At 31.1% G+C, this 16316-nt stretch carries 16 protein-coding genes; 8 read left to right on the top strand and 8 right to left on the bottom strand.

Going from position 1 to position 16316, the window contains the following annotated elements; translation table 11 throughout:
- Positions 1 to 90 precede the first annotated feature (90 nt).
- Complete coding sequence (locus B3M86_RS03535) at positions 91 to 2133, bottom strand: M16 family metallopeptidase (RefSeq protein ID WP_291076169.1); 2043 nt, start codon at positions 2131 to 2133, stop codon at positions 91 to 93.
- A 14-nt stretch (positions 2134 to 2147) separates the two neighbouring features.
- Positions 2148 to 3470 carry a M16 family metallopeptidase gene (locus tag B3M86_RS03530; protein ID WP_291067150.1) on the bottom strand — a complete coding sequence of 441 codons (1323 nt, stop codon included), beginning with the start codon at positions 3468 to 3470 and terminating at the stop codon, positions 2148 to 2150.
- Positions 3471 to 3690: 220 nt separating this feature from the next.
- Between B3M86_RS03530 and B3M86_RS03525 the strand changes: the two genes are divergently transcribed.
- The 4 genes from B3M86_RS03525 (at position 3691) to B3M86_RS03510 (ending at position 7258) form a co-directional block, all read left to right on the top strand.
- Positions 3691 to 4494 (top strand): sulfite exporter TauE/SafE family protein, encoded by an 804-nt coding sequence (locus B3M86_RS03525; RefSeq protein ID WP_291067148.1) that lies wholly within the window; start codon positions 3691 to 3693, stop codon positions 4492 to 4494.
- Positions 4495 to 4502: 8 nt separating this feature from the next.
- Entirely contained in the window at positions 4503 to 5090 is a 588-nt protein-coding gene (locus B3M86_RS03520; protein ID WP_291067146.1) for a methyltransferase domain-containing protein, read from the top strand.
- 137 nt (positions 5091 to 5227) lie between these two features.
- Entirely contained in the window at positions 5228 to 6667 is a 1440-nt protein-coding gene (locus B3M86_RS03515; protein ID WP_291076167.1) for an MBL fold metallo-hydrolase, read from the top strand.
- Between the two features lie 78 nt (positions 6668 to 6745).
- Positions 6746 to 7258 (top strand): hypothetical protein, encoded by a 513-nt coding sequence (locus tag B3M86_RS03510; RefSeq protein ID WP_291076165.1) that lies wholly within the window; start codon positions 6746 to 6748, stop codon positions 7256 to 7258.
- A gap of 15 nt (positions 7259 to 7273) precedes the next feature.
- Here B3M86_RS03510 and B3M86_RS03505 read toward each other — a convergent pair whose 3' ends face one another.
- The gene (locus tag B3M86_RS03505) at positions 7274 to 8515 is read right to left on the bottom strand and encodes a glycosyltransferase (protein ID WP_219035006.1); all 1242 of its coding nucleotides are present in this window, start codon (positions 8513 to 8515) and stop codon (positions 7274 to 7276) included.
- A gap of 99 nt (positions 8516 to 8614) precedes the next feature.
- Between B3M86_RS03505 and B3M86_RS03500 the strand changes: the two genes are divergently transcribed.
- The gene (locus tag B3M86_RS03500) at positions 8615 to 9016 is read left to right on the top strand and encodes a hypothetical protein (RefSeq protein ID WP_219035005.1); all 402 of its coding nucleotides are present in this window, start codon (positions 8615 to 8617) and stop codon (positions 9014 to 9016) included.
- Positions 9017 to 9086: 70 nt separating this feature from the next.
- Positions 9087 to 9668 (top strand): tRNA-(ms[2]io[6]A)-hydroxylase, encoded by a 582-nt coding sequence (locus tag B3M86_RS03495; RefSeq protein ID WP_115001228.1) that lies wholly within the window; start codon positions 9087 to 9089, stop codon positions 9666 to 9668.
- 178 nt (positions 9669 to 9846) lie between these two features.
- Here B3M86_RS03495 and B3M86_RS03490 read toward each other — a convergent pair whose 3' ends face one another.
- Together B3M86_RS03490 and B3M86_RS03485 are read right to left on the bottom strand one after the other, a co-directional pair.
- Positions 9847 to 10095 (bottom strand): hypothetical protein, encoded by a 249-nt coding sequence (locus B3M86_RS03490; RefSeq protein ID WP_291076163.1) that lies wholly within the window; start codon positions 10093 to 10095, stop codon positions 9847 to 9849.
- A 5-nt stretch (positions 10096 to 10100) separates the two neighbouring features.
- The gene (locus B3M86_RS03485; protein ID WP_280037384.1) at positions 10101 to 10745 is read right to left on the bottom strand and encodes an MgtC/SapB family protein; all 645 of its coding nucleotides are present in this window, start codon (positions 10743 to 10745) and stop codon (positions 10101 to 10103) included.
- Positions 10746 to 10851: 106 nt separating this feature from the next.
- Between B3M86_RS03485 and B3M86_RS03480 the strand changes: the two genes are divergently transcribed.
- Positions 10852 to 11874 carry an LLM class flavin-dependent oxidoreductase gene (locus tag B3M86_RS03480; protein ID WP_219035004.1) on the top strand — a complete coding sequence of 341 codons (1023 nt, stop codon included), beginning with the start codon at positions 10852 to 10854 and terminating at the stop codon, positions 11872 to 11874.
- Positions 11875 to 11953: 79 nt separating this feature from the next.
- Entirely contained in the window at positions 11954 to 12619 is a 666-nt protein-coding gene (locus B3M86_RS03475; RefSeq protein WP_286496271.1) for a DUF2490 domain-containing protein, read from the top strand.
- A gap of 188 nt (positions 12620 to 12807) precedes the next feature.
- Here the strand turns inward: B3M86_RS03475 and B3M86_RS03470 are convergent, their stop codons facing one another.
- The 3 genes from B3M86_RS03470 to B3M86_RS03460 are packed head-to-tail and all read right to left on the bottom strand — an operon-like array spanning position 12808 to position 16296.
- Entirely contained in the window at positions 12808 to 13362 is a 555-nt protein-coding gene (locus tag B3M86_RS03470; RefSeq protein ID WP_291048121.1) for a biliverdin-producing heme oxygenase, read from the bottom strand.
- On the bottom strand, positions 13352 to 15547 hold the full coding sequence (locus B3M86_RS03465; protein ID WP_291076161.1) for an ATP-binding protein: 2196 nt from the start codon (positions 15545 to 15547) through the stop codon (positions 13352 to 13354). The genes B3M86_RS03470 and B3M86_RS03465 overlap by 11 nt, the downstream gene beginning before the upstream one ends.
- Positions 15548 to 15594: 47 nt before the next feature.
- A complete protein-coding gene (locus B3M86_RS03460; RefSeq protein ID WP_291060469.1) occupies positions 15595 to 16296 on the bottom strand; it encodes a hypothetical protein in 702 nt (233 codons plus the stop codon).
- Positions 16297 to 16316: the final 20 nt, after the last annotated feature.

The following is a 16316-nucleotide window of genomic DNA, read 5'->3' as shown; positions in this document are numbered from 1 at the left end:
TCGCTATTTCAGGACGGGACAGTGACATAAAAAAAGACAATCCGAAAAATACGAATTGCCTTTTAATTTGAAAAATATTTAAAAGAATTGTTATTTAAAATCTGCGTCAGAAACGTTTTTATTAATTTCTACTGATTCAATTACTATTTTAGCTGTTTGAGGTCCAGCTTCTGTTAAAATTTCTGTTGGCATTAAAATACCTTCAAACGTTTTATATCCTTTATTTGTCGTCGTCGCAACCATTTCTCCTTGTGGAGATTTCATTTTTTGCTCAGATTTCATTAACAAACCTGTTTTTACATCATAAAAATCTGTACGAGAAATATCTGCAGCAACAACTTTGTAATATTCAACTCCGTTTTCAGAAACGATTCCTTCTACTTTAGCTGTTTTATACCCTTCTGACAATGGTACAAACAAAGAATTTGTTTTCTTTAAAGGAGCTGTCATTTCAGCTGGTAAATCAAACTTTTGTCCTTGAAAAACAAATCCTTTCTCTCCATCAAAAATTTGTTTAATAATAAGACCTCCAATATTATAACCTACAAAAGTTTTATTAGGCGCAGCAGATTTAGATGTATATTCGCCATTTCTACCCATCGTCTCAATTTTTCCTTTTTGAGCAATCGATTTTACAGCTTTCACTTTGTCCACACCACCAATAGCTTTGAAATAATTATCTGTAATTTGAGCGACAGTAACGGTTGTAGTTTTTGCACCAGATGTTGGTTTATCAGTTTTATTTCCAAAAGAATCGTAATAATTAACTGGGTAACCTAACTTTTCTAAAGCTGGCGCAATTTGCTCTAATTTCCCTGTTACATTGATTTTTGCTTGATCTGGACGGAAATATTTTTTCGAAACTCGTAAAACATCATCAATTGTTACAGCATTAATATTTTTGATATAATCTGCATAAAAACTATCTGATAATTGATTTGTCTTTTTCGTTAAAGCTTGATTAGCAACCGTAGAAGGACTTTCTAAAGTCAAGATAAAGTTTCCTAAGAATTTCGCTTTTACATCATTCAACGTTTGTTGATCGATTTTGTTTAACGTCATTCCTTTGATTTCTTTCATCGTCTCAACTATAGCAGAATCCGTCACTTCATTACGAACTGTCGCATTTGTATTGAAACGCCCAACGTAACGAGAATCAGAAACTCCACCACGTGCTCCATATGTCCAACCATGCGCTTCACGAAGATTCATATTCAATTTTGAATTGAAATCTCCTCCTAAAATAGATGACGCAATTAACGCTGCATAATAATCTGGATCTTTCTTTGTCAACTGAACTGGATACGAAACCGAAACCACAGATTGCACTGCATTCGGCATATTAATCGCATTTAATTCCGTTTTTGTAACTTCTTCTACTTTTGGAAATGCTGGAATATTTAATTTTCCTGTTTGCCAAGAATCAAAGTTTTTCTCCGCCAATGCTTTTACATCTTTTGTCGAAATATCTCCAACAACAATCAAATAAGCATTGTTTGGTTTGTAGTAAGTATTGTAGTAATCCTTCACATCTTGCAATGTAATTTTCTCAATTTGGGCTGGTGTATCAAATTCTGAGAAAGGATTATTTTTTCCGTAAACTAATATATTCGAAACGCGAGATGCTGCAGCTTCTACAGATTTTTCGTCAGCTTTTAAACCTTCGATATAACGTTTTTTAACATCAGCAAATTCACTTTCAGTAAAGTTTGGATTCATAGCTCCATCAGCCATATAACCAAAAATCTCGTTAAAGTATTTAGTCAAAGAACTTGCAGAAGCTCCTTCTTCCCAAAAATTAACGCGAGCACCTAAAAACTCAATACGCTTATTGAAATCATCTTTGGATTTTGTTTTTGTTCCTGTTCCCAACATTTCGCCTAACAAAGACTCTGCTCCTTTTTTTGCACCTAATGCAAATGGAGGATTATCGATTGTTAATGTCGCAGAAACTCGTGGTAATTTATGATTTTCAACAACGATAACTGTTAAACCATTTTTTAATTTGAATTCGTTCGATTTTCCTAAATTAACCGTTGGTGCTGGACCTGGTTTTGGCATTGGAATCGCCACTTGCGCATTTAAGCTAACTGCCATAAAAGCGATTGCAAGAGATAATATTTTTGTTTTCATAATTCGGTTGTTTTTTATTTTGCAGCTTTTTTAGATTCTGGTAAATAATGAATAATTACACGTTGGTTTTTGTTTAGATACTTTTTAGCAACATTGCGAATATCTTCTCTTGTTACAGATTGATAAACTTTCAATTCTTCGTTGATTTTATTTGTATCTCCGCCCAACATATAAGCATCCGCTAAAGCATGTGCAATGTTTTGAACACCCGATTTTGAAGCCACAAAACTATTTTCAATTCCATTTAAGATTTTTTGGTAATCTTCTTCAGAAATCAAATTTGTTTGAACTTTTTCTATATCTTGTTGTAAATCTCCTTCTAATTTATCCAAAGAAACTTCTCCTTGAGGTAAAATTCCGATTGAATAAATTCCGTAATCTTCCATTTGACGATTGAAAGCAAATATTTGTAATGCTTCTTTTTTCTCGTCAACATATTTTTTATATAAAACTGATGATTTTCCACCTGTTAAATAGCTTGATAACATTTCTAATGCATAAGCATCTTTTGATTTGTTATCTGGCGTACGATAATTAATCGCCAATAAAGGAATCTGAATATTTGCATCATATTCTGTTGCACGAATTTCTGATGTAATTGGATCTTCCTTCACAACAGTTTTCACAACATCTTTTCCTCTTGGAATTACACCAAAATATTTCTCAATTAATTTCTTTGCTTCGTCTTTATTAAAATCACCCGCAACAACTAATACAGCATTATTTGGCACATAAAAAGTTTGACTAAAGTGTTTGAAATCGTCTAATTTTGCATTACTCAAATCCTCAAAAGAACCAATTACACTCCAACGGTAAGGATGTTTTTTGAAAACATGAGGATTAACCGCTTCTCCGTACGAAAATTTACCATAAGGTTGATTGTCTAAACGAGAACGTTTTTCTTCTTTTACAACTTCTTTTTGTGTATCGACGCCAATTTGATTGATGATTGGTTGACGCAAACGATCAGATTCCATCCATAATCCTAATTCTAAATTATTTGATGGAAAAGTTTCGTAATAATATGTTCTGTCCGTTGTTGTATTCGCATTGTTAGAACCTCCATGAGAAGAAACAATTTTGAACCATTCACCTCTCTTAATATTCTCTGTTCCTTCAAATAATAAATGCTCAAAAAAGTGTGCAAAACCTGTTTTACCAACTTGCTCATCTTTCGAACCTACGTGATACATAACACCTGTTGTAATAACTGGAGCAGAATTATCTTGATGAAGGATAACATGCAATCCGTTTGCTAGAGTATACTCATCAAATTTTATTTGCTGACCAAATAATGCTGATCCTGCAAATAAGATAGACATAAAAATTTTCTTCATTTAGTATTTTTTAAGTTTTTATCTATTATGCTTATGTAACATTAGTAGCAGTTTTTTTGAAAATGTTACACCAAATTTGCATAATAATTAAAAAAAGTAAAATAATATACGTCTATTGATTTAGTAGGCATTTGTATTAATTTACAACAATATTTCATAATATACCTATAGTAATTGTTGTTGTATTTGCTATAGATTTGTATAAATCGAGAGAAAAAAAATGGATTTTATAGAGTTTTTTGGTTTTGTAGGCGCCTTCTTCATCGGTCTAATTATGGGAGTTCTTGGTGGTGGTGGATCTATTTTAGCCGTTCCTATTTTAGCGTATATTTTTCATTTCGACGAAAAAATTGCTACTGCTTATTCATTATGCATTGTTGGATCGACAGGATTGATTGGAGGAATAAAGCAAGCTTCGCAAAAAATGGTTGATTGGAAAGTTGTTTTTCAATTTGGTTTACCAGCTGTTGTTGGAATTACATTGGTTCGCGCATTTTTAATTCCTGCCTTACCAACTAATTTATTTGCTATAGGCGATTTTATCGTCACACGCCGAATGGCAATGTTTGGTTTATTCGCTATTCTGATGGTTTTCGCCGCTATTTCTATGTTAAAAGGTAAGAAAGATGTAGAAGTTGATCAGAAAAATAATAAGTTAAATCCTGTTTTATTTATTCAAGGATTTTTAATCGGAGGATTAACAGGAATGGTTGGTGCTGGTGGTGGTTTTTTGATTGTTCCAGCATTGATGATGGTTGCAAAATTAGATATGAAAAGAGCTTCGGCAACTTCATTGGTAATTATTGCCATCAATTCACTTATCGGATTTTTTATTGGTGATGCTTTACACATCAAAATTGATTGGAGTTTCTTGAGTGTTTTCATTGGAATTTCTATGGTTGGAATTCTTATCGGAACCTACATCAACAAATTTTTACCAGTACAATTTCTAAAGCGAACATTTGCTATCTTTATTATTTTAATGGCAATTTTTATGTTCATCGAAGAATTTATAATTCAATAATTTAAAGTATGGAACTGAACGAAAATTTTTGGAACGATAAATACACCACAAATCAAACTGGTTGGGATTTAAAAGCTCCTTCTACTCCGCTAAAAGAGTATATCGATCAATTAGAAGATAAAAATATCCGTATTTTGATTCCTGGTTGTGGAAATGCTTACGAAGCAGAATACCTTTTGGAACAAGGTTTTACAAATATTACATTGATTGATATTTCGGAAATTGTAGTTGAAAAAATCAAAGAAAAATTTAAACATAATCCCAATATCAAAGTTCTTCATCAAGATTTTTTTGAGTTAGATGGTGAGTTTGATTTGATTTTAGAGCAAACTTTTTTTTGTGCGTTAGATCCAAAATTACGTCAAAATTATAGCATCAAAATGAATGAACTATTAGCCGAAAACGGAAAATTAGTTGGTGTATTATTTAACAGAGAATTCGGAAATGACACGCCACCTTTTGGAGGTAATAAAACTGAATATCAGACGTATTTCAACGATTATTTTGATTTCAAAGTCATGGAAAATTGTTACAATTCTATTCCGCCAAGAGCAAAAACTGAATTATTTATTAATCTAAAAAAGATTGCCAAATAACCTATGATTTCATTCATAAATTTTAGGCTAACTATCAATCTTATTTGAGTTTAAATAGAAGAAAAGTATCAGAATTCATCCATCAGAGGAAAATTCTAAATTTAAATATTTGTATTTTTACACACTAAATCATTCTTATGAAAATTGAACAAATTTACACCGGATGTCTTGCGCAAGGTGCTTATTATATAGAAAGCAATGGTGAAGTTGCAATTATTGATCCATTGAGAGAAACACAATCTTATATCGATCAAGCGACAAAAGACAATGCAAAAATCAAATACATTTTCGAAACGCATTTTCATGCAGACTTCGTTTCTGGACATGTAGATTTAGCTCAAAAAACTGGTGCTACAATTATTTATGGTCCAACTGCAGAACCAAATTTTGATGCACATATCGCAACTGATGGCGAAGTTTTTTCTTTAGGAAATATAACTATTACAGCTTTGTACACGCCAGGTCACACGATGGAAAGTACAACGTATTTATTGAAAGATGAAAACGGTAAAGATTATGCAATTTTTACAGGAGATACCTTATTTATTGATGATGTTGGTCGTCCAGATTTAGCTCAAAAATTAAATACAGATTTAACACAAGAAAAATTAGCTGGTTATTTATTTGATTCTTTACGAAACAAAATTATGCCTTTGGCTAATGATATTATCGTATATCCTGCACATGGAGCGGGTTCTGCTTGTGGAAAAAACATGAGTAAAGAAACTTTTGATTCGTTAGGACATCAAAAAGAAGTGAATTATGCTTTGAATCCTACTATGACAAAAGAAGAATTTATTACTGAATTAACTTCAGGATTAATGCCTCCTCCATTCTATTTTCCAGAAAATGTGATGATGAATAAATTAGGTGTTGAATCTTTGGATGTTGTGAAAGAACGTGCGAACAAAGCTTTATCTCCAGACGAATTTATTCAAGTTGCGGAAGATACAAATGCGTTAATTTTAGATGTTCGCGATCCTCAAACTTTTGCAGCTGGATTTATTCCAAACTCCATCAATATTGGAATTAGAGGAAATTTTGCACCTTGGGTTGGTACATTAATCACAGATATCAAACAACCAATTTTGTTAATTGCAGAAATTGGTGAAGAAGAGGAAGCGGTAACACGTTTGGCTCGTGTCGGATATGACAATGTAATCGGATTTTTGAACAATGGTTTCCAAGCTTGGGCTGAAGCTGAAAAAGATTTCGATGAAATTGTTTCGGTTTCTCCAGAAGAGTTTGTAGAGTTAGTTGATGAAACTGAATTAAAAATTTTGGACGTTCGTAAGCCAGGTGAATATGAAACTTCTCACGTAGAAGGTGCAATTACAGCTCCATTAGATTTCATCAACGAATCAATGAAATTAATCGATCCAGAAGAAACCTATTTGGTACATTGTGCAGGAGGATATCGTTCAATGATTTTCACGTCTATTTTACGTGCTCGCGGTTACGAAAATTTAATTGACGTTGCTGGAGGTTTTGGTAAAATAAAAGAAGTTGAAGGTGTTAAAATTGTAGAAGGAGCTTCTCCTTGTCAATCAGGAAATAATTCTTGTTCAACGAAATAAACAATTTATTTTAAATAATAACGTTATAGCCTTGGGATAATCAAGGCTTTTTTTATATTCGTCATCTAAATTCATCCAATGAAAAAATTGTTATTCATCGCCTCTCTTTTTACATATATTACCGCTTTTGCTCAACAGAAAATACATGGAGCTGAATCATTTGCGTTAACTATCCCGAAAGATTTTCAGCGTACAGTTGGGTTAAATGATTATGCAACTATTCAATTTGAAAGTCTTGCTCCAAAGCCGAATTCGTATGGATTTGTGATTTTTGAACACAAAGATGAATTAAAATTGGCAGATTCTAATTTGGATATGATTGATTATACGCTAAATTCTATCGAGCCATATAAAACACAAAAAGGGTTTAATTATATCAAAAAACCTTATGTTGCCTACGAACAGGGATTCAATTATGCTTATACCGAATTTGAAACAAATGATCCCGAATCTGGACATATTTATTTCTTGCAAACTGTAATCGAAACGAAAGAATTTGTCTATCAGATTTTACAATATTGCAGTTTCGAAAATCAAGAAATAATGAAAAGCGATTTTGTCAAAATTGTAAATAGCTTCAAAGTAGAATAATCAACAAAAACCACCCTATTTCGAAAGGTTTTTGTTTTTCTGTTCAATCCAAAGTGACATATATTTTGTACTTTGATGATGATGATGTTGCAAAATTTGACCAATAAAATTTTGATTTCGATGTTGGATTAAATTTGCTTCAATCGATTTAATTTTCTCTAAAAAATCAGCTTCAAATTTATTTTTATTGTAATTCTCGTTCAGAATTTTGATTCCATTTTGTTGAGCAATTTCCCACTCTTTCTCATTATTGTAAAGCAAAATAGCTTTCTCCACAAACGCTTCAAAATCATCTTCTACAAAACCATTCCAATCAAAATTATCTTTCATTGCTTCTGCTCCAATCGTAGTCGTAACCGAAGGAGTTCCAGTTTGCATTGCATCCACAAACTTTCCTTTTACACCAGCGCCAAAATTAATCGGCGCCAACAAAACTTTGTAATTTGACATCGTTTCTTGCGCATTTTCTGCTCTACTTTTGATCAAAAATCGTTCGGAAGGATTATTTAATTGCAAAACTTTTTGCGTTGCATAAGCACCATAAATATGTAATTCAGCTTTCGGAAGTTTCTTTCTCAAAATTGGCCAAATTTCTTTTTTTAAGGTCTGAACACAATTAAAATTAGGTTCATGAATAAAATTTCCGATAAACATAAAATATTCTCTTTCTTCAAAACTTTTCCAAGAATTAATTTTTTCTTCTGTAATTTCATTTTCTAAAAAAGGCAAATAATACAAGATTTTTTCATCAATTTTAAATTGATTTTGTAGAATTTCTATTTCCTTTTTCGAAATCATCAACGATAAATCACAGCGTAAAATAGACGCTATTTCTCGTTTTGCTAAATCAGAAAACAATAAATCTTCTGTAAATTCTATTCCTTTTTTAGCTGCTTCTTGTCGCGCATTTCGTAGAAAATGTAAATCTTCTGTGTCCAAAATTTTCAATGCATTTGGACATTCTTTCGAAACTCGCCAACCATATTGTTCTTCAATCATAAAACGATCAAAAAGAACAATTTCAGGATTTAATTGTTTAATAAAATTATCAAAACTTTCATCATTTAACTGAATTACAACTTCTTTTATTCCTTTCAAAATCAAATCAAAACTATAATCAGATTTTGAAGCAGCGCAGGCAAAAGTTATCTCAAATTCAGCTTTTTGGAAACAATCAATTAACTGAATCATTCGAGTTCCTGCCGCAGAAGAAGTTGGTTCTGGCCAAACTTGACCAATGATTAAAAGTTTTTTCATCCCACAAAATTACACTTTCTGTTTCTTAATTGGAAGATTAAATATTATACACCCAATTTGGCTTATTTTAATGTAAATTTGCAGCTAAAATTATATAAAATGTCTTATCAAACTGTTTTTGAAGAATTTTTCGGGCAAGTAAAATCAAGTATCAAAGAAGGAACTTTTGCAAAACTTACAATGGCCAAAACTATTGGAGATACTGATCTTAAAAATATATTTGTTCGTTTACATCTTTTAGAAAATAATGAGTACAATTTTGCCTTCACATTTCGTTATAAAACCGAAGAAGTTGAGCAATTTCATAGTGTTGAACAGACTTTTTTAATTTTGAGTTCTTACATCAAAAATCCATTTACAAATGCTTTATTATTTACAACTGAAAAAGATTTGATTTTTAAAGTGAACAAAAAAAATGCAGCAAGTTTGACGGAACAAGCACCAACTTTCAAACATGCATCGGATGTGATATTAGAAATGATTGAAAAGAAAATCATTTAATAGACGATTTTTCACATTCAATCTTTAAACAATATAATTTCGTAAATTTGGACTTAATATTTTTCGAAAAATGCTTGGATTAAAACTTTTGACAGACCCACGTTGGGCTGATATTGCGGAAAGAAATTTAGAAGAAATTTTAACAGATCATGCGTGGTGTGAACAAAAAGCGGCGACAAACGCGATTACCATGATTGCGTATAATTCTGAACATGACGAATTTATTCAGGAAATGTCGGATATTGCAATCGAAGAAATGCAACATTTCAAAATGGTTGTAGAAATTATCGAGCGTCGTGGATACAAATTAGGTCGCGAGCGAAAAGATGATTATGTTGGTCAATTGATGAAATTTTGTAAAAAAGATGGTTCTCGAAATATGGCTTTTGTTGATCGTCTATTATTTGCAGCGATGATTGAAGCAAGAAGTTGTGAGCGTTTCAGAACATTATCTCAAAATATAAACGACGAAGAATTAGCAAAGTTTTACTATGATTTGATGGTTTCGGAAGCGAATCATTACACAACTTTCTTAAATTTTGCTCGAAAACTTTCAACTGATGTTGATGTGGACAAACGTTGGAAAGAATGGTTGGATTTTGAAGGAAATTTGATTCAATCTTACGGAAATAAAGAAGCTATACACGGATAGAATTTAGATAATAAAAAAGTGAAATCAAGATTTGATTTCACTTTTTTATTCGACATAAATCAATCGACAAGGAACGTCCAAATCTTCCGTCAAATAATAACTACAACACAAGCGATGATAACCATCTGCAATGATTAATTCGTTCGCAGATCTTACCAACAAAATTGGAGAAAGCTTTTTATTTGCTTTTATTTTTTTTGAAATTCTCTTGAACATGCCTATTCTCCAAAGGAAGTAAACTCAATTTACTCGCTCTGAAAATGTCTTTGGATTTTTTAATTATTGTTTTGGCTTCCGATAATTTATTTGCAAGCGAAGCAGCTATTTCAGGCTTAAAAATTAATTCCAAATAATCTTGCGCAGCAGTAAAATCATGATTTTCTGGTTCATCTAACCAAATATTTTTGTCATCTGTTAGGTTTTTCATGCTAATTAAAATTGATAGGTTTTTATAATTTTATCATCTAATAATTGCTTCATCAACATTTTATGTTGTTTACTTTTACCTCTAACCAACCAAGTTGTAGAAACATTTCCATCTGTAGCATGTTGCTTAGCAACCGAAAATTTTAAATCAAATTTTTTAAATAATGTTTGACAATATTCATATTCCTCTTTCGACTTTGTCAGAATTGTATAATATTTAATTTTATGGTAATCATCAATATAATTTTGAAGATAAGTTAATCCAACCAAAATAATCAAAACGATAACACTTCCCAATAAACCTAAATAAACATACCCCGCTCCAATACACATTCCCAACGATGCAGTCGCCCAAATAGTAGTTGCGGTCGTAATCCCTGCAACTTTATTATCGTCCTTAAAAATTACTCCGGCTCCTAAAAATCCAATTCCCGTAATGATATTTGCAGCCAATCGATCAGGATTTCCTACTCCAATTCGGATCGAAAGAATTGTAAACAAACAGGAACCAAAACTAACTAAAATGAATGTTCGTAAACCGGCAGATTTGTTGCGATATTCTCTTTCCGTACCGATCAAAACGCCAATTATAATCGATATACAAATTAAAATCAATTCATTTTGAATCGATTTCGCTAAAAATTCTTCCATAACAGAATATATAACATTAAATATACAAATTTGATCTTTTATTAACTATCCTATATCAATTTAAATCTAAAATTCTATACGTAAATTTGACTAAATCTAAAATAGTATGGAATTAGGAATAGGAATGTTTGGCGATCTACATATTGATCCTAAAACTGGTTATACACAAACTCCTCAACAACGTATGAGTGAGATTATAGAAGAAGTAAAATTAATGGACGAAATTGGATTAGATTTCTTTGGAATTGGAGAACATCATCGTCCTGATTACGCAGTTTCTTCTCCAGAAATTATTTTGGCTGCTTTGTCTACAGTTACAAAAAATATTAAGTTGGGAAGTGCCGTTTCTGTCATCAGTTCTACAGATCCCGTAAAGTTGTATCAAGATTTTGCTAGTGTTGACAATTTATCGAATGGTCGTGCTGAAATTATGGCTGGACGCGGTTCATTCATCGAATCTTTTCCTCTTTTCGGTTATGATTTAAACGATTACGATGCTCTTTTTGATGAAAAACTTCGTTTACTTTTAGATTTAAATAAAAACGAAGTAATCAATTGGCGCGGAAAATTTAGAATGCCAATTATTAATCAAAGTGTTTATCCAAAGCCTGTGCAAGAAAAACTACCTATTTGGATTGCTGTTGGCGGAACAAAATCATCAATTGTACGTGCTGCAACATTAGGTTTACCTATTATTTTCGCGATTATTGGAGGCAATCCTGCTGATTTTAACTATCTGTTCGAAATTTATAAACAAGTTTATATCGAAAATGGTCATGATATTAAAACGATGCAAATTGGCGTTCACATGCACTCTTTTTTTGGAGAAGATAGCGAAAAAATTGCAGAAGAATATTTTCCAATTTATGGTGCACAAATGAATAGAATTGGAGCAAGTAGAGGTTGGCCAAAATATACAAAACCACAGTTTGACTATGGACGTTCTACAAATGGACATTTGATTGTTGGAGACGCTTCTTTAGCGGTTGATCGTATTTTGAAATATCAGGAAATGTTTGGTTTAACTCGTTTTTCTGCACACATGGACGTGGGAGCGCCAAATCACTTGGATATGATGAAATCTATCGAAATTTTTGGAAAAGATATTCTACCAAAAGTGAAAATGTAACAAAATAAATTTAATTTATAATGACAAAAGACACGATTCGTTTTCGTGTCTTTTTTTATTTTTCGTTAAAATTGAATGAATGAAGAAAATATTAGCCTGTTTTATTGTTTTAGCCAACTTCGGTGTGCATGCACAAGAAAGTAATTTTAGAACTTGGAATACCTTAAATATCAATCAAAAAATCAATAAAGATTTTAATTTTCAGTCGGATATACAATATCGTTCGTACGAAGATTTAGATCAGTTACAACAACTTTTGATTCGTGGAGGAATTGGTTACAACTTAACCGAAAATAACAATACAATTTTAGCTGGTTACGCCTACATTCAAAACAGAACTCCTACTGCTACAGACGATTATGCTCATAGTCACGAACATCGTTTGTATCAACAATTCAATACAAAACATGCTTTACAACGTTTTAATTTCGCGCATCGCTTTCGTGTCGAAGAACGCTTTTTAGAAAATGATACACAATTTAGATTTCGTTATCAATTGACTGCAACTGTTCCGCTAAATAATGCCAAATTAATCGAAAACACGTGGTATTTGAAAGCGTATGATGAGATTTTTCTACAAGCTGTAAAAGATAAAACGTTTGATAGAAATCGACTTGGTTTAAGCTTTGGTTACGTTATTTCGCCAACTTTTAGTTTAGAAGCTGGTTATATGTTACAAAGTCTTAAAGCATCTCATACCGATCATTTGATGATTGGATTGACAGTTAATAATCTGATAAAATAGTCTTATCTTGGTTAGGATAATTTACACTTGATTATATGAAAGTCAAGCTAAATGGAAAAACAAAAGTAAAATGCACTATTTTTATTAATTACTAATATAATTAATCTAATCAATAATTTTAATTACTTCATAAAAAAATAAGACCTCTTTAGTCGAAACTAAAGAGGTCTTATTTAAAAATATTTTTTCTAAGCAAAACTTATCAAATCTTCGTAGGCTTTTTTTGCCCCTTCAAAAACTTGTTGTTGCTCTTCTTCAGTTGTAAATTCTTGATTAATATAACCAATAAAAGTTTTCCAGATTTGACCAAGGTTTTCGCCGTAATGTCCAAAATAATTGAAACTTTTATTCTCTAAAAAAGGATACTTTTTCAGTGTTTTTGCAATTACATTTCCGCCAAGCATAGAACCTTCTATCACATACAAAGCTCCAATTGCTTCGGCTCTATTTCGAAGCTCGAATTGTTTTGGTACATTCAATTCTTCTAAACCTAACTCATTGATATCTTGTTCAATCAAAGACAATTTATTCAATTTTGTCAACGTTAAATTTTTTAAATCTTTGTCATTCAAAAATTGTTTGATAGAATCTTCATAAGATTTTAGAAAAATATGATTAACCTGCAACATTTTATAGTAATTTTTATCTGTAAATGTGCTGTTAAACAATTTATTCGACTCTAATTTATCTTCAATTTCTTTGTGATAAACCGCTGTTTTTTCTTTTAAATAATCAGATAGCATTCGTTAGATTTTTTTTAAATGTTAATATAAAAGTTGTTCCTTCTCCTACTCTACTCTCAAAAGATATACCACCATTCATTCTATCCATCATTCTATGCGCAATCGAAAGTCCAACTCCGTTTCCAGAAATGTTTCCAGTGTTAGACATTCTGCTAAATAGCTTGAACATTTTATTATAATCTTCTTCTTTTATACCAATTCCGTTATCTTTTATTTTGAAGATAACTTCTTTATTATTGATTTCAGATGATATTTCAATCTTTGGATGTTTTGCTTGAGAGGAATATTTTATTGCATTACCAATAATATTCAGAAAAACCTCATAAAACATCGTTTTATCTCCCAAAACATTATGTATTTCTTCTACAACAACTTCAGTATTGTTAATTTTATAATACAACAAAACATCATGTATAATCTTTTCTATGATTGGTTTTGTTTCGATTGTAGACAATACAATTTCTGATTTTTTAGCTTTACTCAACGCCAAAAGATCCTGCATCATTTGTGTCATTCGATCAATTTCTTCAATAACACTTTTTAATCGATCATTTTTAATTTCATCATCCTTCAAACTTCTTTGAAGCATCTGACAATTCAATTTCATCACCGATAATGGTGTACGTAAATCATGAGAAACTGTATAAGTAAACGAGTCTAATTCGTCATTTATTTCTTTTAATTGTTCATATAAACTATGAATTTTGAACGACTGCAAATGAAGTGTTTCTATAATTAACTTAATCACTTCTTTCGCAACATATTTCTCCTTATCTAACCAAATAAACGATTTACTCTTAATATTCTCTTGCCAAATTTTGAAAGAAGTTCGAGGAGAAAAACTATGTATTTCATCGCCATTTATAACATCTACATTTTTAATTTTACTTGGTTCTCCAGCCCAATTTAAGGTTTGAATTTGTTCTTTTTTGAACCAAATAATAAAATGTTCGTAAGTTTGATTTAGAAAACAAAACATTACACCAGCCGAACTTGGACTAAGCCTAAGCTCTTGTCCATAATCTAGATAAAAAGTATTCGAGGTAAATAAACGTGCTGAGTTTCTTTTAAATGCCCATTCTTTTATTCTCAAAATTTCTTCTTTATCTGGCGTTTCGCCTTCTACAAAAACATCGTCAAAATTAACCAATGCAATCCCATCTGCCTTTGTAAGATTAAGAACCTCTTTTAGATTATTGTTCATTGATTGCTGAAGATTTTCTTCCGTTAAAAGATTTTCTTTCAGCTTAATCGCTGTTTCGTTAAAATGATTTTGGAACTTTAATCGTTCAGTTGATTTAAAATTCACATAAGTCAACCTTGCTTGACGCGTCAATAATTCGGTTTGCAAACGAACTTGATTTGGAATAAATTTTGGCTTAGAATTCTGACATGCTACAATTCCCCACAATTTTTCGTTAATTACAATAGAAATAGAGAAACTTGCTTCACAATTAGCATTGCGTAAATACTGTAGATGTATAGGAGAAAGTGCTCTAACAGAAGAGTACATCAAGTTTATTTTTTGATAATTCTCATTACCAATTAAAATGATTCTTTTACTGTCAACATCTGCAACCAAACGGCTTTTTTTCTCTAAATATAGTTGACGTGCTTGTTTAGGAATATCAAATTCGGGAAAACGCAAACCCATATAAGAATCTAATCCCTTATCAATTTCTTCCGCTATAACAACGCCACTACCATCTTCCAAAAATTTATACAACATTACTCTCTCGTAATGAATCAAACTCTTGATAGACGAAATTAACAAATCCCAAGTTGAGCTTATAGACTTAGAGTACAGGATTTGTTCAGAAAAATTATAATAGGCTAATCTGTTTTCTAAAATAATTAATTCTTCTAACTCTAAATAAATCAATTCATCAAAATGATAAACTGTTAAATGGTAGGTTTTTGAATTAACTTTTGTATTAGTTCGGTAAAATTCACCTTGTTCTAAATTCAAAATCTCATCAAAATCAAGCTCAAAATCATGAAGTTGATTAATATGTTGGCTTAATATCTTTTCGGTAGAAATTTCAAATAATTCATCAATATTTTGAGAAAAAAATTCAATTTGATGCGAATTTTTATGAATTCCTATCAAATATCCAAAAGGTTGAATTTCATTGAGAAACTGAATTTCTTCGTCTTCACAATTTTTGATGATTTGGTTGATCATATAAATGGTTTAGGAGTGTAATTATGAATCTAAGGTAAATTTATTTTTTAATCTTCTTGTCTTTTAATTTTCAGAATATAGTTTTCTAACTCTAATTCATCGGTATCTACTAATTCGAAATCATTAAAATGAGTTAAACTTTTCTCAAAAAATGTTGTAACTTTTTCTTTTTCTAACGATGGATGAACTTTAATTCCATTAAATTTTATGTTCTTCATATAGACATAAAAATCGTAATTAAAATCGGTTTCTCCTAAATAAGTATTAGCAATTTTCCCTTTCCATTTGATATCAAAAACACCAAATTCTTCTGTATCTAAAAACGTAATTTCGTGCTGAGCAACCGTGTCATTACCTAACATTGAAATACCAAAAGCAAGATTTTCTGACTCGTCAAGATTTACTGGAAGAGGATCAATTTCGAATGTTTTTTTATTGAGTTGATTAAAATCTAATTGCGCATCATTTTCGATCTTTATCCCTTTATTGTTCCAATATGTACTCGAGATGATAGCATGATCATAATTAATCCAAAGTTGCTTTTCGGCATTCTCTTCAGAAATGTCATCTATTTCATCCAAATCATCTTTATATTCCTCTTCTTCGTCATAATTATCTGACTCTAAATGAAGATCCATCCAAAGGTCAAAATTTTCATCAAGGCGAGCACTCCAAACAAAATCTATTACTTTGTGTCCGTTTGTAAATGGGCTATTCGAAAAATATATTTTGTTATTATCCTTACTCATAAATTGGGTTTTGACTTATG

Source organism: Empedobacter sp. UBA6305 (genome assembly GCF_002440405.1).
Lineage (GTDB): Bacteria > Bacteroidota > Bacteroidia > Flavobacteriales > Weeksellaceae > Empedobacter > Empedobacter falsenii_B.
This window is presented reverse-complemented; position numbering and strand designations above follow the sequence as displayed.